Below are 21655 nucleotides of genomic sequence, written 5' to 3'. Positions count from 1 at the left end.
AGGAGAGATGAACAAAGCTGCAAGGTACGTACTGCTTGCCTCATGTTTATTGGTAGGGCTGCTCGTTTCCGGCTGCTCGGATGGGGGCACGGTTAATCAGGCGGAAGATAGCGCACAGCTTGCCGAGGCATTTACGCAAGGAAAGGCTCTGAGCGTTTCCTTCACGGATGCCCGCGTGGCCGGCATGAAAGGAATAGCTGAAAATGATTTATTAAAATTGTTTGTGGACGATAAGACAGGCGCTGTTGCGGTCATTCATAAGCAAAGCGGCGAAATATGGCACAGCAATCCGCCTGAACGCGAATCGGACCCGCTAGCCGCAGGGGTTAATAAGGGAGTATTGTCTTCGCAATTGAAAATCGATTTTTATAATTTGTTCGGACAGCTGAGCGCAGTCAATTCCTTTTCGGACAGCGTGGTTTACAAGCAGATCAAATTCGAAGAAATTCCAAGCGGCATAAGGGTGTCGTATCAGTTCGGAACGAGCAAAAAAACGATGGACGACATGCCTATGAAGATGAGCAAAGACCGTTTTGAAGAAAAAGTGTTAAGTAAATTGGATAATACGGGGAAGCGGGCATTGAAAATCGCCTATACCGAAAACAAAGAAAATTCGGTATATGAAAGAAACGACGGTGCGCTGAAAGGACTTCAGCTTGACCGGGCGCTCAAGGCGTTCGAGGATGCGGGTTATACGGAGGAGGATCTGGTAGCGGACATCGCGGAGAACCATCTGGATCAGACGAAGCCGGAGCCGCGGATTTTCCTTGCATCGATTGAATATGTCCTGGATGGGGATAGTCTTGTCGCCAAAGTTCCGGTTTCGAGCATCCAATATCCGGAGGAATACCCGGTGAACACGATTTCGCTCCTGAGCTTCTTTGGCGCAGGGGGACCAGAGTCGAAAGGCTCCATCCTTGTTCCGGACGGGGCAGGGGCGCTGATCCATTTTAACAACGGCAAAACCAATTATCCAGCCTACCAGCAGCAAATATACGGAACAGACCAGACGATGGATACGATCGAAAATGCGGTTAGAACGCAAGAGGCCAGGCTGCCGGTATTCGGAATGATCCGCGAGGGCGGCGCGTTTCTCGGCATTATTGAAGAAGGCGAGTCCGTAGCGACCATTAATGCCGACATCAGCGGCAGGCTGAACAGCTATAACTACGTCTACCCGAGCTTCTCCGTTCTGAACAAGGGCGATTTAAACCTGGATGCGAATGGACAACAGCGCTCGCTGCCAAAGTTTCAAGAAAATCCGGTAATGAGCGACCTGACGGTCCGATATGCGTTTCTTGACGGCGAAGATGCTTCTTATCAAGGAATGGCTGCGTACTACCAGCAATATTTGATGCAGAACAACGGTCTCCCTCATCTGGAGGCGGCTGACGGAAAGGATGATATCCCTTTTTATCTGCAGCTGATCGGAAGCATATCCAAAAAGAAGCATATCGCAGGAATTCCGTATCAAGCGCTGGAGCCGCTTACGACATTCGAACAAGCGCAAAGCATTGTTACACAAATGCAGCAGCGTAACATTCACGAAATCAAGCTCAAGTACTCCGGCTGGTTTAACAAAGGCCTGGATCACGAGGTTCCGGATAACCTCTCGGTTGACCGGACGATCGGCGGGAGCAAAGGCTTGAAGGATTTTGTATCGTTTGCAGAGGATCAGGGAATTTCATTCTATCCGGACGTTGCGATTCTAACTGCCCATTCAGGGTCAGGATTCAATGAGACGAAGGAAGCTTCCAGAACGCTAAGAGGAGTTCCGGCAGCGCTTTATCCGCTCGACAAGGCGCTAAACCGACGCGACCGGGACCGGTCGCCGTCCTATGTCGTCTCGCCGAAGAGGGTTGGGAAATTCACGGATGCCATGCTGAAGGATTTTGGCGGCTTTAAGACCGGAGGCATTTCGCTGCGGGATTTGGCGGACCAATTGAACAGCGATTACCGCGAGAACAATCAAGTCGATCGGGCAGAGTCTGAGGGGATATCCGTCCAATCGCTGAACAAGATCCGCGAAGCGAATCTCACGATGATGGCGGACGGAGGAAATGCCTATGCGCTTCCTTACCTAAGCGACATCACAAATGCGCCTATGTCGAACAGTAATTTTAAAATCGAGGATGAAGAGATTCCTTTTTATCAAATGGTCGTCCGCGGATTTATCGATTATACGGGAGCGCCATATAATCTTTCTACCTACACCGATGTAAAGCAATACGTGCTCAAATGCCTGGAATACGGTGCGGGCGTTTACTTCGAGTGGATCTATGAGCCGAATCATAAGGTGAAAGATACGGAATATAACGATCTGTACGCCGTTAATTACGAGCTGTGGATCGACCAGGCCGCCGAGATTTATCAGGAGGTAAACGGGTTTCTGAAAAATGTCCGGCATGAGCGGATCACCGGGCATGAGAAGCTGAGTGAAGGCGTGTTCAAAACGGTCTATGAGAATGGCGCTTATGTCATTGTGAATTATAACCGTTCGCAAGTAACGGCGGGCGGCAGGACGGTCGAAGCCGAGAGCTATATTACAGGTGGTGGGCAATCATGAAATCCTTAACGAAGCTCGGCATGAAACAAAGGACGTATGCGGAGCAGAAAGCGCTCTGGGGCTTTGTCTACGTCTTGCCTTGGCTGCTTGGATTTGTATTTTTCTTCTTTATTCCTTTGCTGTCATCCTTGCGTTACAGCTTCAGCACGATCAAGGCCAATGCGGAAGGCATAACGGTCACGTTTTCCGGTTGGAAGAATTACGTGGAAGCCTTGACCGTCAATGCTACCTTTAATCGGATTCTGACGGAAGCGATCGTAAATATGGTGGTAAACGTACCGCTGATCGTTATATTCAGCTTGTTCCTCGCGGTATTGCTGAACCAGAAGTTTTTTGGCCGATCTGTGGCCAGGTCCATCTTTTTCTTGCCGGTCATCCTGGCCTCGGGGGTTATTATGACCCTTGAGAGCACCAGCTTGATCCAAGCCGTCAACGAGCAAAATGCAGGCTCCGGCGGCGTTATGAATGCTTTTGGAAGCTTCGAACTTGCCAGAATGATGCTTCAAGCCGGCGTAAGCGAGACCATAGTGAACTATCTTACGGGTGCGGTAGACCGGATCTACCAAATCGTCAGTCAGTCGGGCGTTCAGATTCTGATTTTTCTTGCCGGTATTCAGACGATATCCCCTCAGCTGTACGAAGCCTCAAAGATCGAGGGAGCTACCGGCTATGAAGCCTTCTGGAAAATTACGTTTCCGATGGTCAGTCCGCTTATTCTGGTCAACATGATATACACGATTATTGATTCGTTCTCGCGTAATGCGTTAACGGACTTGATTCGTGATACGGGCTTTGTCAAATTCAACTTTGGCCTCAGCTCGGCGATGGCCTGGATTTATTTTCTGGCGATTGCCGTCATTTTATTGATCAGCTCATATTTTATATCCAAAAAAGTCTTTTACCACGAATAGAAAGAAGGTGTATGAGATGCCCGTTTCTCGATTGTTATCGTTAGAAAGCTGGAAGCGCTGGCTTTGGACAATCATACGGTTAACGCTGATCGCCGGGTTATCATTCGTTATCTTGTACCCGATCCTTCAGAAAATCTCGACAGCGATTAAGGACAAAACGGATCTCTATTCGCCGATCGTCGTATGGATTCCCAAGCACTATACGTTGGACAATTTCTTGAACGCGATAAGGATCATGGACTACTGGGAGACGCTGCTCAATACCTTTACGCTATCGGCGACGACCACGGTTCTGACCGCGATTTCCTGCGCGCTCGCCGGATACGGGTTTGCCCGCCTGAAATTCAAAGGAAGCAATTTGCTCTTTGCAGGCGTCATTTTGACCATACTCGTACCGCCAACAACCATACTCATCCCGATTTATTTAAATCTGAAGGATTTCACCTTAATGGGGCTGATTCCTTTGATTGCCGGGAAATCGGTTAATCTTCTCAACTCCTATTGGCCGTTTATTCTGACTTCGCTTACAGCGAATTCGCTCAAAGCGGGATTGTATATTTTTATCTTCCGGCAATTTTTCAGGGGGATTCCCAAAGAAGTCGAGGAAGCGGCGTACATCGACGGCGCCGGGGTAGGGTCAACGTTTACGCGGATCATGCTGCCTAATGCGGTGCCGGCTATTATTACTACGACGCTCTTCTCGTTTGTATGGCAATGGAACGACAGTTTCTTTACGACGACGTATTTAACCTCGAGTAAAGTCATGTCAACGCAATTGTCGTCCTTGCCGTACAATTTGGCGATTCAGCTTCAAGGCGGCGATGCGTCAAAGGCAGATCCGTTCTATATGAGCATGGTGCAGGATACGGGGATTCTGCTCGCGATTTTACCGCTCATTATTATTTATTTGTTCGTTCAGCGCTATTTTGTCGAAAGTATCGAGCGAACAGGCATAGTAGGCTAGCTTTGACAAGTATAGGGGAACAGCCTTGCGGAGCTGAAAACTTCCGCAAGGCTGTTCCCTTTTATGGTATCCATTGAAATGATCCATAGGAAGGTGGTTTCAGGCTTGTCCAGCCCAATAATCAAACGAAGAAACGCTTTGCTGCTTACCTTGTTAGCCGCCGCAATAATCGTCACCGTGCTGCTGTTCAACCGGTTTGATCCAAGCGAGAAAGAAGCTGTAGGTACCGGTGAAAGCCTGACGGCTCAGCAGGTGGATGGTCCGAAGGCGGAAGAGGCCATGGACCCGATTGAACAGACCTCGGCCCCGGAGAAAGAAAAGGAGGGAGCGCTTCCGGAGCCGTCGGTCCAGACGGATATTCCATCGCTCGCGGAAACGTACGCCGATTATTTCCCGATCGGAGCGGCCATCGAACCGTTACAGACAACGGGGCTCAAGGCAGAGCTGCTCAAGAAGCACGTGAATTGGCTGGTCGCGGAGAACGTGATGAAGCCGGATGCAATGCAACCTGCAGAAGGCAGCTTCAATTGGGAAAATGCGGACCGGATCGTCAAATTTGCGAAAGAGAACGGCATGGAAGTTCGATTCCACACGCTTGTCTGGCATAGCCAGGTCGGAGCTTGGTTTTTTAAGGATGCCGATGGCAAACCGATGGTCGATGAGACGGATCCGGGGAAGCGCGATGCGAACAAGAAATTGCTGCTTGAACGGCTCGATAAGCATGTTCGTACCATTGTAGGACGGTATAAGGACGACATTCAATCATGGGACGTTGTAAACGAGGTCATTGAGCCGGGGGACCCGGGCGGCATGCGGGCCAGCGACTGGTACAAGATTACAGGTACCGATTATATCGAGACTGCTTTCCGCGCGGCGCGCGAAGCAGGCGGACCGGACGCAAAGCTGTACATTAACGACTATGGAACGGATAATCCGGTGAAACGCGACAGGTTGTATGAATTGGTGAAGGAACTGCTGGACAAAGGGGTGCCGATCGACGGCGTCGGGCATCAGACGCATATCGGCATACACGGGCCGACGGTCGATTCCATTATCGATTCGATGCGGAAATTCAGCGAGCTCGGCCTTGACAATCTGGTTACCGAGCTCGATATGAGTATCTACGCTTGGAATGATCGCAGAGATTTCGGCGCGGATATTCCGGATGACGTGTTGAAGAAGCAAGCAGACCGGTACCGTGAGCTGTTCGAGGCGTTCAAGGCGAACAAAGACATTCTCAGCGGCGTCGTATTTTGGGGCATTGCGGATGACCATACGTGGCTGAGCTCGTTCCCGGTAAAGCGTACCGAGGCGCCGTTCCTATTCGATAAGCAGCTTCAGGCGAAGCCGGCGTTCTGGGCGGTCGTGGATCCTTCGAAGCTGCCGTAAGGCGGGGAGCTCTTAACCGCAGCGCCAACAGGGAGCCGAAGCGGATTATTTCGAGTGTCATCGGATCGTTGCTTAGTTGTAGATTAAGAAAGGGGGAATGATGTCCATGTCCAAGCAGGATATGCTTCCGGAGCATCTCCGGAAGCAGCTGACAGGCAAGCTGTTGTTTAGTTTCAAGACAGACCTGCTGCCTGACGGCCGGTTCGGCGAGCAATGGATCGCCGTAACTAGCCGCGACATCATGATTATGCAGATGGAAGGTCCGACGGTCATGCAGCTATCGGCTGCGGAGCTTAAGGATGCGAGAGCCGTTGGCGCAGTCGGAGGCGGCACACTCGTAGCCGACATGCAAGGCGGACCGGTAGTCATTGCCCGCTATACGGCTGAGCTGACATCGGTAGCCGGCTTTGCCGCAAAGCTCTTGAGCGCGATTGCAAAAGGAGAGGAGCTTCCGGTCGTTTCGGAGCGCGATCTACCGCGTTATTGCCCGACCTGCGCCAATCCGCTCGGCGAAGGCACGCAAGTTTGCCAGCTTTGCTTGAACAACGGCAAGCTGGCCTCCCGGATGCTTGGTTACGCAAAGCCCTATAAGCTTCAAATGGCAGCGGCTGGCTGTTTGCTGATTCTAACCACCTTGGTCGAACTGCTGCCGCCGTTTCTGACGAAAATCATCATCGACGATGTGCTTCAGCCCAAAAATATGGGCTCAGCTTTGTTCGCCGTTGTTTCAGGCTTGGGTCTTACCATGCTGCTTCTTACTGTTATGCAGACGGTACGCGGTTATATCGGCATATGGGTCGGCTCCAAGCTAATGGGTGATGTTCGCAAGGATGTTTATGCGTCACTCATGAGGCTCTCGCTGGCCTTCTTCGACCGCAGGCAGACCTCCCAGTTTATTGGCCGGGTTAATAATGATGCAGAATCGATGCGTCAATTCATGACGGACGGCGTCATTTTCGTCTGCGGAGAATCGCTTCGCGTCGTCATCATATTTATCATCATGATGAGCATGGATTGGAGGCTGTCCCTGTTCGCGCTGCTGCCTGTTCCGGTTATGGTTGCGGCGTCCGTTACCATATGGCCGAAAATCGGACGCCGCCTGTACCAGCAGTGGCGGTCGATCTTTCGTTTGAATATGCTGGTCGGCGATTCGCTGCAGGGTATTCGGGTGGTGAAGGCATTTGGCCGTGAACGCGAGGAGCTGTCCCGCTATACCGATGCGAACGCGGAAGTCGTGAAGAACAATGTCAAGACAGAAGGGCTTTGGCAGTTCATATTTCCTGCCTTTAACCTCATTGCGGGAATAGGCACGCTTCTGATCTGGTATTACGGAGGAAGCAAGGTGTTGAACGATGAGCTGCAGCTAGGGGTGCTTATGGCGCTTGTCGCTTATCTTGGCATGTTATTCGGGCCTCTGCAGTGGGTCAGTCAGATGATTAACTGGGCAAGCAATGCGATGGCAGCCGCGCATCGGGTGTTTGAAATTATCGATACGCCGTCCGAAGTGCCCGATGTTCACAAGCCGGTTCCGCTCGGTACCATCAAGGGCGATGTCGTCTTCGAACAGGTCACTTATGGCTATGAGAAGCATCATCCAGTGCTTCGGAATATCAGCCTAAGTGTGAAAGCGGGCGAGATGATCGGCCTTGTCGGACATTCGGGAGCGGGAAAGTCGACATTTATCAATTTGATATGCCGGTTTTATGACGCGGATGAAGGTTCCATCCTCATTGACGGTGTTTCGATCCGCGATATCAGCCAATCGGATTTAAGAAAGCAGATTGGTGTTGTCCTTCAGGAAACGTTTCTCTTTGATGGCTCGATCGCGGAGAACATCGCGTATTCCAAGTCCGATGCGACACCTGAAGAAATTATGCGGGCAGCCAAGATTGCCAACGCGCATGATTTCATCGTCAGATTGCCGGACGGCTATGATACCCGGGTTGGCGAACGTGGGCACAAGCTGTCCGGCGGGGAGCGGCAGCGGGTAGCCATCGCCCGCGCTATCATCCATGACCCCCGCATTCTTATTTTGGATGAGGCGACCGCTTCAGTGGACACCGAAACGGAGCGGCAGATTCAGGAGGCGATTTCCCGGCTTGTTCAGGGCCGTACGACCTTTGCCATTGCCCATCGCTTGTCCACGCTCCGCAACGCAGACCGTCTCGTCGTGTTGGAACGGGGTAAAATCGTCGAAGTCGGCTCTCACGAACAGCTTCTCGAGAAAGAAAAGGGCGTCTACCGCAAGCTTGTTGACGCCCAGAAAGAGATGTCCAAAATAAAGGGGGTTGAGGGCTGATGGAGGATAGCTTAGCTATTCGGGTATTATCAGAGGACGAAGCGAGCTTCAGCCGAGGCAAAGGCGGTGTGCTCCAGGGCGTCGTTGACGGCAAACCATATGATGAGATTGTCGTCTACCGTGCGTTCCCGTTTCAATACGACTCGCAGTATATCTCAATCTGTAATGCGAGCGGCGATGAGCTCGGAATTATCCGCGATATCGCGGAGCTTAATGAAGAAAGTACCGCCGAGCTTACGAAGGAGCTTCAGCTCCGCTACTTCCTTCCCAGGGTAACGCGGGTGGACAGCGTAAAATTCAAATCCGATCTGTGGCTGTGGGAGCTGCAGACACATCTTGGCCCCGTCCGAATGGCGATGCGAAATCTGCATGAGCATCTCCAATATCCCGGCGGAGGCCGGATTATTCTGACCGATCTGAGCGGCAAACGCTGCGAAATTCCCGATTGGCACGCGCTTGACGCCCATAGCCGAAGATTGCTTGAAGAAGTGCTGTAAATGATCGCTTACTTATTTCTACAAAGGAGTGTCTTGCGAAATGACTTACCAAAATCCCATTATTAGCGGCTTCCATCCCGACCCGAGCGTCTGCAGAGAAGGCGAGGACTACTACCTGGTGACCAGCTCTTTCGAGTATTTTCCGGGAGTACCGCTCTTTCACAGCAAAGACCTTGTGCATTGGCAGCAGATAGGACATTGTTTGACCAGGCCAAAGCAATTGGATTTGCGGCAAGCGAGCAGTTCTGGTGGAATATTCGCGCCTACTATTCGTGTTCATAACGGTACATTCTACATGATCACCACAAACGTCTCGAGCGGGGGCAACTTTTATGTGCATACGAGTGATCCGCGCGGGGAGTGGTCCGATCCGATTTATCTAGATCATCCCGGGATTGATCCTGATCTCTTCTTCGACGAGGATGGGACGGTCTATATTACTTCATCCGCGAGCAATGATATAACGGGCCCGGGTATATACCAGAGTCGAATCGACTTGAAGACCGGGAAAAAAGTTTCGGAATGCGCGTTCCTATGGACGGGGACCGGCGGGCAATATCCGGAGGCTCCGCATATCTACCGGGTTGGCGATTGGTATTACCTCCTCATATCCGAAGGAGGCACGGAATACGGCCATATGGTAACGGTGGCAAGGAGCAAAAGGCCAACCGGACCGTTTGAGAGCTGTCCGAACAATCCGATTCTGTCTCATCGGAGCCTGTTCAAGCCGATTCATGCGACGGGACATGCAGACTTCGTCCAGACGCCGGATGGCAGCTGGTGGGCCGTATTCCTTGGCATACGTCCTATCGGTTATCCGAAACGTCATCATCTCGGCAGAGAGACGTTCCTTGCGCCCGTCACCTGGACAGAAGAGGGGTGGCCGATGATCGGCGAGAACGGCATCATCGGAGAGACGATGCCTTCCGCTGGGTTAACTCTGCAGCCTGTGAGCGAAGAGCAGATGGTGAGAGACGACTTCAACGCTTCCGCTCTCGCTCCGCAATGGAATTTTCTGCGTTCGCCGAACCCGGATCATTGGTCGTTGACGGAGAAAGACAGCTGCCTGACGCTGTACGGCTCCCCGGCTACCTTAAATGCTGTTGACGCGCCTGCGTTTGTCGGGCGGAGGCAGCAGCACTTTGCATGCCGCGTTTCCGTATATTTAACGTTTGCGCCGCAGCGAGACGGCGAAGAATCGGGAATAACCGTATTCATGAATGAGCGGTTTCATTACGAGATTGCAGTGACAAGAATTGCCGGCGAGCGCAAGATCATTTTTCGGAGAAGGCTTGGAAGTTTGTGGAAGGTGGAACATGAGGCGCCATGGTCGGCTGATAAGGTCGTGCTGACTGTCAAATCGGATAAGGAGCATTATGCCTTCGGTTTCTCAAGCAGCAGCCATGAGGAGCCCTTCTGGTTTGGCCAAGGGGAGTGCGCTTTGCTGGCCACGGAAGTATCCGGCGGGTTTACGGGCGTGTTCTTCGCCATGTATGCGACGGGCAACGGCACTCGATCCGAGTCGCCGGCCCATTTTGACTGGTTCCATTATGAAGCCGTTGAGTAGGAGGTCTATCCGTCATCTACTGAAGATGGCTTCGCCGAAGTGTAAGTATGCCAGATCATTAAGGTTATAAAAAAGGAGAATTCGCATGAATCAAATCCCAAAACCAAATCAACCGCTTGTCACTCATATTTTCACGGCCGATCCTTCCGCGCATGTCTTCGAGGGGAAAATTTATATTTACCCGTCGCATGACCTCGACCACGATGGACCTGATAATGACAATGGGGATCATTACGCAATGGAAGATTATCATGTGCTTTCCATGGACAATCTCGAATCTCTCGTCGTTGATCATGGCGAGGTTCTTCATTTAAGAGATATTCCGTGGGCCTCCAAGCAGCTTTGGGCGCCGGATGCCGCTTATAAGAACGACATCTATTACTTGTTTTTTCCCGCACGGGACCATGATGGGATTTTTCGGATCGGTGTGGCGACAAGCGCGTCTCCGGCCGGCCCTTTTATCCCGCAGCCGGATTACATTGCAGGCAGCTTCAGCATCGACCCGGCCGTATTGATTGACGAAGATAATCAGGCCTATATCTACTTTGGCGGTCTTTGGGGCGGCCAACTGGAAAAATGGCAGACCGCCAGCTTCGAGCCGGAAGCTGCGGGGCCGGATGCGAATGCTCCTGCTCTTGGTCCGCAGGTCGCGATATTGAGTGAGGACATGCTGTCTTTTCAAGGAGCTCCGCAGGAAATTTCGATCCTCGATGAGGATGGCAGCCCGATTCCGGCCGGCGACGAGGATCGGCGCTTCTTTGAAGGACCGTGGGTGCACAAGCATAACGGATGGTACTACTTGTCCTACTCGACCGGTACGACTCATAAGCTCGTCTACGCCATCAGCAGGAATCCGCTGGGCCCGTATACCTTTAAAGGAACGATCCTTACACCAGTAATCGGCTGGACGACCCATCATTCCATCGTCCAGTTTGAAGACAAATGGTACCTGTTTTATCACGACTGTTCCCTCTCTGGAGGAGTCAACCATAAGCGGTGTGTCAAGTATACGGAACTGCATTATAACGAGGACGGGACGATTCAGACGATCGATCCTTATTCATGAATCTATTATTTGCCGGGTTAATGAACAAATAATAGACAGGTTGTTGCTGACGAATGCAAGCGCTACACTTTTGGTAAACAATTGTCTTTGGCTCGTTTGAGTTTGAAGCATCACATAGGTAAGAGGAGGCGAACTGAGAGTGGTCAATTCTCGTACGGATGATTCCCCAAAGCTGCATGAAGCGTTCAGTCAGCAGTTTTTAATCGGGGCGGCAGTAAACCCAAAGACGCTGGTCACGCAGCGTGAGCTGTTGGTGCGGCATTTCAATAGTATAACGGCGGAGAACGAAATGAAGTTCGAGAGCCTGCATCCTGCTGAAGATCGATATACCTTCGAGAATGCGGATCGATTGGTTGCATTTGCCAAAGAGAATGGCATGGCGGTTAGAGGCCATACCCTGGTATGGCACAATCAAACGCCTAATTGGATGTTTGAGGATCACACCGGCGGCGCAGTTAACCGCGAAACGCTGCTTGCGCGGATGAAATCCCACATCGAAACGGTGGTTGCGCGTTATAAGGGATGCATCTATGCATGGGATGTCGTAAATGAAGCGGTTTCCGACAGCGGCGGGGAGCTGCTGCGTTCGTCCAAGTGGCTAGACATCGCCGGAGAGGATTTTATTGCCAAAGCGTTCGAATATGCGCATGCGGCGGATCCGGAGGCCATGTTGTTTTATAACGATTATAACGAGTCCATCCCCGAAAAGAGAGAAAAAATCTATGCCTTGTTAAAGTCGTTGAAGGAGAAGGATGTGCCGGTCCAAGGGATCGGACTTCAGGCGCACTGGAACTTGGAGCATCCGTCCATTGACGATATACGCCATGCGATCGAAAGATATGCAAGCCTCGGCCTGAAGCTGCATATTACGGAGTTGGATGTATCCGTATTCCAGCATGACGACCGCCGAACCGATCTATTGGCGCCGACCAAAGAAATGCTCGTGAAGCAAGCGGAACGTTACAAGCAATTTTTCCAACTGTTTAAGGAGTACAGTGAATGGATCACGTCCGTAACATTCTGGGGAGCGGCCGATGATTATACTTGGTTGGATAACTTTCCGGTGAAAGGCCGAAAAAACTGGCCATTCGTCTTTAATATGGCACATAAGCCCAAGCCATCCTATTGGGACATTTTGGACGCATCACGTTATTGACCGCGGCCGGGCAAGCGTAAAACGTAAGATAAGATAACTAGTATTATAAATTGGTAATAAGGAGAGATAGGGATGAGCCATGCGGTAATAACCAATCCGGTCATCTGGTCTGATGTTCCGGACGCAGATGTCATAAGAGCAGGGGATTTTTATTATATGGTCAGCACGAGCATGCATACGATGCCCGGGTGCCCGATCATGAAGTCGGAGAACCTGATGAATTGGGAGATCGTGAACTACGTGTACGATACATTCGAGGATAACGATGCTCACAATTTGTTGGACGGGAAAGGCATTTATGGACAAGGGTCATGGGCCGCAAGCTTGCGCTATCATAACGGATTGTTCTATGTGTGCTTCTCAAGCAATGATATGAACCGTTTTTATATATACCGGACGAATGATATCGAGAACGGTCAATGGGATCGCTCCACGATTGAAGGGCTCTTTCACGATCCGGGCTTATTGTTTGACGAAGGCCGCGTCTACGTGATTTATGGCAACGGTGATATTTACATTACGGAGCTGACGGAAGACGCGACGGCAGTAAAGCCGGGCGGAGTCAATCGGCTGTTGTTCGAAACGGAACGGGACGGCATTGGGCTGCGATGCGAAGGGTGCCACGCGTATAAGATAGACGGCCGCTATTATCTGTTTTTCATCGAGTGGCCAAAGACCGGAAACCAACGTCGCAGGCAAATTTGTTATCGCTCGGAAGAGCTTCTTGGCCCTTATGAAAGCAAATTGATTTTGGATGACGACATGGGTTATCAGAACAAAGGCGTTGCGCAAGGCGGCATCGTTGAAACGCCGGGAGGCAAGTGGTATGCCGTGCTGTTTCAAGATCACGATGCCGTCGGCAGAATTCCCTGCGTGCTGCCTGTATCTTGGGTAGATGAATGGCCTATCATCGGGGTGGAGGGGAAGGCGCCAGAGAAATTTGAAATCCCGTTGCCCGCCACGTCTCCTAAACCGCTGGTGATTAGCGACGAGTTTGAATACACGGAAAACAAGTTGGCGCTGAACTGGCAGTGGAATCATAACCCGGACAATCGACTTTGGTCGGTGACGGAGCGGCCAAATTTTCTGCGATTGGAAACGGGCAATTTGACCGACAGCGTAGTATATGCGCGCAATACGTTAACGCAGCGGACGGAAGGACCCGCCTGCATCGGGATGACGTTGATGGACATTTCCCATATGAAACCTGGCGATCATGCCGGTTTGGTCGCTCTGCAGAATCACTTCGGCACCGTTGGCGTTAAAGTTGCGGAGAACGGCGACAGATTCGTTGCGATGTGTGTTAATCGTGGCGATGGCGGTGAAGAAGAGGTCGAGAATATTCGATACGAGGCCAGTCAGATTTTTTTAAAGATTGATTTTAATTTTGCGAACAGCATGGATACAGCAAATTTCTATTACGCTGCGGATGGAGTCGAATGGATTCAAATCGGCCGCCCGTTAGAGATGAAATATACGTTGGATCATTTTATGGGATATCGGATCGGGTTGTTTAATTACGCAACCAAGCATATAGGCGGGCATGCCGATTTTGATTATTTCCGGTATGCGAAGACGGTGAATTAAGGTTCGGAAATAATGGAATTTGGTTTAGGTGAATGATCATCAGTGCCCTAATTTTGCGGCACTGGTGTTATTTTACACACAAAATGTATCCGCTTACAATCACACTTGTTGTCGTGGGAATGTAAGTCGAAATTTCGTATCAAATGAAACTTTTCAAACAAGAAATTACATGGTTTGTACGTATTAACTACTATAAAATGAGCTCAGAAATAGATGTTTTGTTGGAATTACATACAATGAAGAGGAGGAGTTACAAATCAATGTTTAAAAAGTCGTTTTCATTTTTATTAGTGCTTACATTATTTCTGAACCTTGTACCAAGCACGTCAGTACCAAGCACGTCAGTCTATGCGCAGCAAGGCGAGAGCAATTTTGAGAACCCATTTCTATGGGCGGATGTACCGGACCTCGATGTCATTAGGGTGGGTGACGCGTACTATATGTCGAGCACGACCATGCACATGAATCCCGGCGTGCCGATCATGAAATCATATGATCTCGTGAATTGGGAAATCGTCAATTATGTTTACGATATCCTTGCAGATAATGACGAACAAGCGCTCAGGAACGGAAAGAGCAATTATGGTCAAGGCTCGTGGGCCAGCAGCCTTCGGTATCATAACGGGAAATTTTATGTGGCGTTTCCTTCCTATGATACCGGCAAAACTTATATTTACCAAACGGAAGATATAGAGAATGGCCCATGGACTCATTCCACGTTTGATGGCGTTTATCATGACATGTCATTGCTGTTCGATGATGACGGACGTGTGTATATGGTTTATGGCGGCGGCGATATTAAAGCCATTGAGCTCACCTCGGATGCAACGGCGATCAAACCGGGCGGGCTTGATAAAATCATCATTCCTAATGCAAGTCTGGTTGCAGGACCTAACGTTGGCCTGAATGCTGAAGGCACACATATTCAAAAAATTAACGGCAGCTATTATGTATTCAACATCACATGGCCGAAGGATGGTATGCGTACTCAAATCGTGCATCGAGCGGACGCTATAGACAGCACATACACAGGACAAGTCGCCTTGAGGGATGCGGGTATCGCGCAGGGTGGAATTGTGGATACGGTTGATGGGAAATGGTACGGAATGTTATTTGGAGACCGCGGATCCGTTGGACGTATCCCCTACCTAATTCCCGTTACATGGGAAAACGGGTGGCCGATATTCGGGGTTGACGGCAAGGTTCCGCAAAGTATGCCTATTCCTGTTAATGGCGTGACATCGAAGAACCTCTTTGTCGATTCCGATGAATTTTATCAGAGACCAGAGAGAGTAGGAGCTTCACATACGGTATTCGGGGAAACAGCAAATATCGTTTCTAATCCATCATTCTCTGAAATACAAACCGCGGCAGCTCCAGCAGCACAATCATTCGCTGCGGTAAGCGAAGGAAATGAACTTCTTGTAAACGGCGGATTTGAAGCCGGCCAAGAGCCGTGGACAGGCCATGAGAATGCAACGGTTACAGCATCAACATACGATGCTTACAGCGGCTCAAGCAGTTTGCATGTCAGCAACAGACAGGCGACTGGCGCAGGTCCGCAGCAAGCGATTGCCGGCAAAGTGAAAGCCGGCGGAATATATGAGTTTTCTGCTAGAGTGAAATATGACGGTGACAACACGCTTCCTGCGACCAAGCAATTTAACTTTGCTATCCAAGATGGCGATTGGACGACGATTAAGGTGCTTGGATCGGCAACGGTAAACAAAGGAGAATGGGGTACCATTCAAGGAACCTACACCATTCCGGAAGATGCCGAGCTTAATAAACCGCTTATTTTTATTGAGACGGTTTGGACACCGCAACAAGATCCGACGTTAGATTTAATGGATTTCTATGTCGATGATGTATCGCTTAGAGACGTGACGCCAGATTCCAACCTGCTTGTAAACGGCGGATTCGAGAATGGCCGAGAGCCTTGGACGGGCCATGAGAATGCAGCGGTTGCGGTAACGGCGGACGAAGCGTACAGCGGCTCAAGCAGCTTGTTCATCAGCAACCGGCAATCTACAGGCGGAGGTCCGCAGCAATCGATTGCCGGAAAAGTGAAAGCAGGCGGAGTGTATAAGTTTTCCGCAAAAGTGAAATATGACGGAGACGGTGCGCTGCCTGCGGCCAAGCAATTTAACTTCGATATCCAGGATGGCGACTGGACGACAATCAAGGTTCTTGGATCGGTTACGGTAAACAAAGGGGAATGGGGCACCATTGAAGGAACGTATACGATTCCGGATGATGCCGAGCTTCATGCACCGTTTATTTTTATGGAGACCGTTTGGACACCGCAACAAGATCCGACTTTAGATTTAATGAATTTCTATGTCGATGATGTTTCACTTGAAGATGTTACGCCGGCCGGCGGGCTGGACAAAGCGAATATCGGTGAATACGATTACAATGGTTCAAATCTTGCATTAGTGTGGCAGTGGAACCATAACCCGGACAACAGGAATTGGTCGCTTACGGAGCGTCCGGGTTATTTACGGCTAACGACCGGCAGAAAGAGCACTAATCTTCTTGATGCCAGAAATACGCTTACGCAAAGAACATTTGGACCCGAAAGCTCTGGCAGCATTGCAGTGGATATAAGCCAAATGAAAAATGGCGATTATGCCGGACTTGCCGCATTGCAAAAAGAATACGGCTATGTCGGCGTTAAAATGTCCGGAACTTCGAAATCCATTGTTATGGTAGACGGCAGCTCCGGAACGGCAGTGGAAGTGGCTAGCATTCCTGTCAATGAGGAAAAGGTATATTTTAAAATTGAATTGGATTATAAAAATCAGACCGATAAGGCGTATTTCTATTACAGCCTTAATGGAGCTGACTGGACAGCGATAGGGAATACGCTGCAAATGCATTATACATTGCCGCATTTTATGGGCTATCGTTTTGCATTGTTCAATTATGCAACAAAAACGACAGGCGGATCAGTCGATTTTGATTATTTCAGAGTCGACGATAAAATGACGGGATCTAATGCGTCCGCAACCATCCTAAATGCGGAATTAGGGGATGTTACCGATGTGATCGGTGTCCAAAACATGGAGCTAGAAGTGCCTGTGAAAATGGATGCGCTGCCGTCAGGACAATACACATCGATTTCGGCTTCCTTTAACGTTCCGAAGTATCTATCTGTAACCGGAGTGGAATTCAATTCTGAAAATATCGTGGGAGACCCTTCATTTACTTATGCCGATAATCGTCTGCAGATAAAGGTTTCTGGCAAAAATGTGAATTTCACGCATCAATCTACCGATTTGTTTGCGACGATTAAGCTGAAGGTTGAAGGCTTCGTTCCAACGGATCTTACGGCTGCCATCCAGACCGATTATATTCAGGTCGAGGGCGGGAATATTGGCTACAATGTCCATGAAGCAGTGGCAAACGTAGGATTAAAGCAGTTGGATACAGGCGCCATTGCCAAAATTCCAGGGTATTCCAATCCGCTTATGGACCATAAATTAGGGGCAGACCCCTACGCCTTGGCTTATAATGGAAGGGTTTACATCTATATGTCAAGCGATGATTACGAATATGACAGCAACGGAAACGTGAAAGATAATTCATTCAGCAATCTGAATCGAGTTTTCGTCATTTCTTCTGATGATATGGTCAACTGGACAGACCATGGCGCAATTCCGGTAGCGGGACCTGCCGGCATAGCCAAATGGGCAACGTTCTCTTGGGCGCCGACAGCCGCACATAAGCAAATAGACGGCAAGGATAAATTTTTCCTTTATTTTGCAAATGGAGCTGGAGGTATTGGGGTACTCACAGCGGATAGTCCGATCGGACCTTGGACAGATCCGCTAGGAAAAGCACTGATTACGGGCAATACTCCTGGCGTTCCCGGCGTTGTATGGCTTTTTGACCCGGCCGTATTGGTTGACGATGATGGAAAAGGTTATCTGTATTTCGGCGGAGGAATTCCTGGCGGTAACAATCCGACGCAAGCGCAAGTTGCAAATCCTAGAACGGGGAGAGTCATTGCATTAGGCGATGATATGGTCTCCACTGTTGGTGAAGCGGCTTTAATTGATGCTCCTTTCTTATTTGAAGACTCGGGTATTCACAAGTATAACGGTAAATATTATTACTCTTATTGTTCGAATTTCGCCGGTACGCATCCGGAAGGGACGCCTCCTCCAGGTGAAATTGCTTACATGGTGAGCGATAACCCGATGGGGCCTTTCACTTATGTCTCGCCTATTCTGAAAAATCCATATGAATTCTTTGGCGTAGGAGGCAATAACCATCATGCGATTTTTGAATTTAATAACGAGTGGTATGCGGTATACCATGCCCAAACCGTCAGCAAAGCGCTTCTAGGTGACGGAAAGGGATACCGTTCTCCTCATATTAATAAGGTTGAGTTCTACGAAAATGGATTAATCAAGGATATCAAAGGTGATATGGAAGGTATTTCTCAGATTGCGGATCTTGATCCATTTAAGAGAACCGAGTCTGAAACGATCGCTTGGAATGCAGGCATTCTGACCGAGAAATCAGGCGCGCCTGGCAGTCTGGTAGAAAGCATTAATCTTCATGTCACGGATATTGATAATGGAGACTGGCTTGCCGTAGCAAACGCTGACTTCGGTGAAGAGGGAGCGGCATCATTCGAAGCCAATATTGCGGCGGCTGCAGGAGGTACAATCGAAATTCGCCTGGATAGTCCGATTGGCGAAGTGATTGGCACTCTTGACATCGCTCCCGCAGGCGGAGAGCAAGTATGGCAGCTGCTGAAAACAAACGTAGATCATGTCAAAGGAATCCACAATGTCTTCTTTATGTTTAAAGGAGCGGGTACTCGTAACTTATTTAATATGGATTATTGGAAGTTTACAGCTGTTGATCCGGGACCAAATGTCACTCCTGTACAATCCGTTAGTATCACAAGTGAGGCGACAGAGGTTAAGGTGGGTGAAACATTAACGGTAGGCTCGACGATTAATCCATCCCATGCAACAAGTCCAACTTATCAGTGGTCATCTAGCGGAAAGATCAGCATCGTTGGCGACAGCAACAAAGCTGCGGTTGCCATCAAGGGAGTTGCTGCGGGAACCGGCAAGCTTACTTTAACGGTCACTGCCGGCGGTTCGGAAAAGAAAGCCGAAATGGAATTCACGGTAACCTCTTCGGATAACGGCGGCGACGGTACACCGGCTGCTCCGCCTGTTACCGGCAATACAGTCGTCGATATTCTTATCAACGGCAAAGCCGAAAGTGCGGGTACGGCTGTGAAGTCCGAAAGGAATGGCCAAACGGTAACCACGATTGCAATTGACCAGATTAAACTGGGTCAATGGCTTGCAGTGGAAGGAGATCAAGCAAGAATCACCATTCCGGTTAATAGCGAGTCCGATATCGTAGCACTGCAGTTGAATGCCCAAATGGTCAAAGAGATGGAAGCGAAGAAAGCAGTACTGGAAATACAAACGAATCGGGCAACGTATACCGTTCCTGCCCAGCAAATCGATAGCAGCGCAATTTCTAAGCAGTTCGGCGCATCGGTCGCTTTGAAGGACATGACGATCCGGATTGAAATCGCCGTACCGGAGGCAGCAATGGCAGAATTGGTTGAGAATGAGGCAATCAAAGGAGAATTTACATTGGTTGCGCCGCCAATTAACTTCACGGTCACGGCCCAATACGGTGACAAGACCATCGAAATTTCGAAGTTCAACGCGTATGTAGAGCGTATTATTGCGATTCCGGACAGCGTCGCTCCAAACAAGCTTACTACAGTCGTTGTGGTCGAACAGGATGGAACGGTGCGCCATGTGCCGACAAAAATCGTCACTATTGAGGGCAAGCTTTATGCTAAGGTGAACAGCTTAACGAACAGCACCTACGCTGTTATCTATCATCCGGTAGAGTTCTCGGATGTCGCTCAGCATTGGGCGAAGGATGCTGTAAATAATTTGGGCTCGCGGATGGTCATCACAGGTATCGGGAATGACCGGTTTAATCCGAGCGCAGATATTACGCGTGCCGAGTTCGCAGCAATTGTCGTACGGGCATTAGGCTTGAAGCAGGAGAACGGCGCAACGCCATTCTCGGATGTGAAAGCTGAGGATTGGTACAGCAGCGCCATAGTGACGGCACAGTCATACAATCTGATCAATGGCTTCGAAGATGGCACCTTCCGTCCTCAAGACAAGATTACGAGAGAACAGGCTATGGTTATCATTGCCAAAGCAATGACGATCACCGGCCTGAAGGCAAATCTTGAGAACCAGACAGCTGATGTTGTATTGCGCCCTTACAAAGATGCTGCAGATGCGTCAAGCTGGGCGAAGAATGCAATCGCTGATAGCATTCAAGCGGAAATCGTATCCGGAAGAAGCGCTGCAGTGCTTGCGCCGAAAGCTTATATTACAAGAGCCGAAGTTGCTAAGATTGTACAGCAGTTATTGCAAAAATCCGGCTTAACTTAAAACAGATGTGCAGTATCAATTCTATGAGCATATAAAATCAAGCAGAGTCACATGTGACTCTGCTTGATTTGTTGTGCCCGGAATGGAGAAAGGTAGCAGCCAGCTCCTAAATTACTCTGCAGGAAGATGGGGATAAATCATAACTTTAATGCTGGTGTCCTTCCGTGTACGCGCCGTCTCTACCGCTTCCTTGATATCCGCCAGTCCGTACCGGTGCGTGATGATGGACTCGATGTCTACGGAAGAATGCTGCAAGGCCTGGATAGCTGCCGGATAGGTGTTTGCATACCGGAATACGCCATAGGCGTTGATTTCGCCATCGATTAGGCTGGCCATATCCATTGGCACCTCGCCGGAAGCCGGGAGCCCGACAAATACAATCCGTCCGCCACGCTTGACCAGCTTCACCGTATCAGCCATCGCTCTGGCATTGCCCGACGATTCTACGACGAGCGTGATGCCGGCACCTCCGGTCAACTCATCCAGTCTCTCCGCTACCTGCTCCGTGGATGGATCGAATACCGCCTTGAAGCCCATCTCAAGCGCAAGCTCCCGCCTATAAGCTACTGTATCCGTTCCATAGATTTCGGTTATGCCGAACAGCTTCGCAGCTTGTCCAGCCAAAAGGCCAATCGGGCCCAGTCCCGTTATCAGCAGGCGATCGAAAGGTTTGGCTTCACCGCGCAGCATCGCATGGAATCCGACCGACAGCGGCTCGAGCAGTGCGCCTGCCTCAAAGCTCATCGAATCTGGCAGCTTGAACAGGTAGTCGCTCGGCATAACGATATATTCCGCCCAAGCTCCGTTCACGGGTGGAGTCGCTAGAAAGATAACATCGGGACATAGATTGTACCTTCCCGATTTGCAATATTCGCAGCGTCCGCATGTCACGCCAGGCTCCACGGCGACGCGGTCGCCCGGTGCTAAATGCGTGACCGCTTTACCGACCTCTACGATCTCACCCGCCAGCTCGTGGCCAAGCACAATCGGTTCCTTCACGATATAGCGTCCGATTTGGCCATGCTCGTAGTAATGAATATCGGAACCGCACACGCCTATGCAGTGAACTTTAACCAATGCTTCGTTATCCCCGGGGATGGGGATAGCCACCTGCTTAACCCCTATAGACAACGGTTTGTCCATAATTGCCGCATTCATCATGCCTGACTTCATATGCTTTCGCTCCTTT

12 protein-coding genes are annotated in these 21655 nt (G+C 50.0%); 11 read left to right on the top strand and 1 reads right to left on the bottom strand.

Annotated features, from left to right (window positions below; genetic code table 11):
* Positions 1-7 precede the first annotated feature (7 nt).
* From ACN6MW_RS03110 to ACN6MW_RS03060, 11 genes are all read left to right on the top strand, one after another.
* Positions 8-2566, top strand: a complete 2559-nt coding sequence (locus tag ACN6MW_RS03110) for a DUF5696 domain-containing protein (RefSeq protein ID WP_419874180.1) — start codon at positions 8-10, stop codon at positions 2564-2566.
* A complete protein-coding gene (locus tag ACN6MW_RS03105; protein ID WP_419874179.1) occupies positions 2563-3477 on the top strand; it encodes a carbohydrate ABC transporter permease in 915 nt (304 codons plus the stop codon). The genes ACN6MW_RS03110 and ACN6MW_RS03105 overlap by 4 nt, the downstream gene beginning before the upstream one ends.
* 16 nt (positions 3478-3493) lie before the next feature.
* A complete protein-coding gene (locus ACN6MW_RS03100; RefSeq protein WP_419874178.1) occupies positions 3494-4441 on the top strand; it encodes a carbohydrate ABC transporter permease in 948 nt (315 codons plus the stop codon).
* A gap of 105 nt (positions 4442-4546) precedes the next feature.
* Positions 4547-5830, top strand: coding sequence for an endo-1,4-beta-xylanase (locus ACN6MW_RS03095; protein ID WP_419874177.1), 1284 nt, complete (start codon positions 4547-4549; stop codon positions 5828-5830).
* A 106-nt stretch (positions 5831-5936) separates the two neighbouring features.
* Positions 5937-8129 carry an ABC transporter ATP-binding protein gene (locus ACN6MW_RS03090; RefSeq protein WP_419874176.1) on the top strand — a complete coding sequence of 731 codons (2193 nt, stop codon included), beginning with the start codon at positions 5937-5939 and terminating at the stop codon, positions 8127-8129.
* Positions 8129-8626: a DUF1854 domain-containing protein gene (locus tag ACN6MW_RS03085; protein WP_419874175.1), complete on the top strand. Its 498-nt coding sequence runs from the start codon at positions 8129-8131 to the stop codon at positions 8624-8626. Before ACN6MW_RS03090 ends, ACN6MW_RS03085 begins: the two co-directional genes overlap by 1 nt.
* A 40-nt stretch (positions 8627-8666) precedes the next feature.
* Entirely contained in the window at positions 8667-10193 is a 1527-nt protein-coding gene (locus tag ACN6MW_RS03080; protein ID WP_419874174.1) for a glycoside hydrolase family 43 protein, read from the top strand.
* 85 nt (positions 10194-10278) lie between these two features.
* Positions 10279-11259 carry a glycoside hydrolase family 43 protein gene (locus ACN6MW_RS03075; RefSeq protein ID WP_419874173.1) on the top strand — a complete coding sequence of 327 codons (981 nt, stop codon included), beginning with the start codon at positions 10279-10281 and terminating at the stop codon, positions 11257-11259.
* A 139-nt stretch (positions 11260-11398) separates the two neighbouring features.
* The gene (locus ACN6MW_RS03070; protein WP_419874172.1) at positions 11399-12415 is read left to right on the top strand and encodes an endo-1,4-beta-xylanase; all 1017 of its coding nucleotides are present in this window, start codon (positions 11399-11401) and stop codon (positions 12413-12415) included.
* A gap of 72 nt (positions 12416-12487) precedes the next feature.
* Positions 12488-14002: a glycoside hydrolase 43 family protein gene (locus ACN6MW_RS03065; RefSeq protein WP_419874171.1), complete on the top strand. Its 1515-nt coding sequence runs from the start codon at positions 12488-12490 to the stop codon at positions 14000-14002.
* 260 nt (positions 14003-14262) lie between these two features.
* The gene (locus ACN6MW_RS03060) at positions 14263-20466 is read left to right on the top strand and encodes a family 43 glycosylhydrolase (protein ID WP_419874170.1); all 6204 of its coding nucleotides are present in this window, start codon (positions 14263-14265) and stop codon (positions 20464-20466) included.
* 111 nt (positions 20467-20577) lie between these two features.
* On the opposite strand, the gene ACN6MW_RS03055 is transcribed toward ACN6MW_RS03060, so the two are convergent.
* Complete coding sequence (locus tag ACN6MW_RS03055) at positions 20578-21639, bottom strand: NAD(P)-dependent alcohol dehydrogenase (protein ID WP_419874169.1); 1062 nt, start codon at positions 21637-21639, stop codon at positions 20578-20580.
* Positions 21640-21655: the final 16 nt, after the last annotated feature.

It is taken from the genome of Pristimantibacillus sp. PTI5 (assembly GCF_048572955.1).
GTDB lineage: Bacteria > Bacillota > Bacilli > Paenibacillales > Paenibacillaceae > Pristimantibacillus.
The sequence above is the reverse complement of the archived record's forward strand: the minus strand, read 5'-3'. Positions and strand labels throughout refer to the sequence as shown.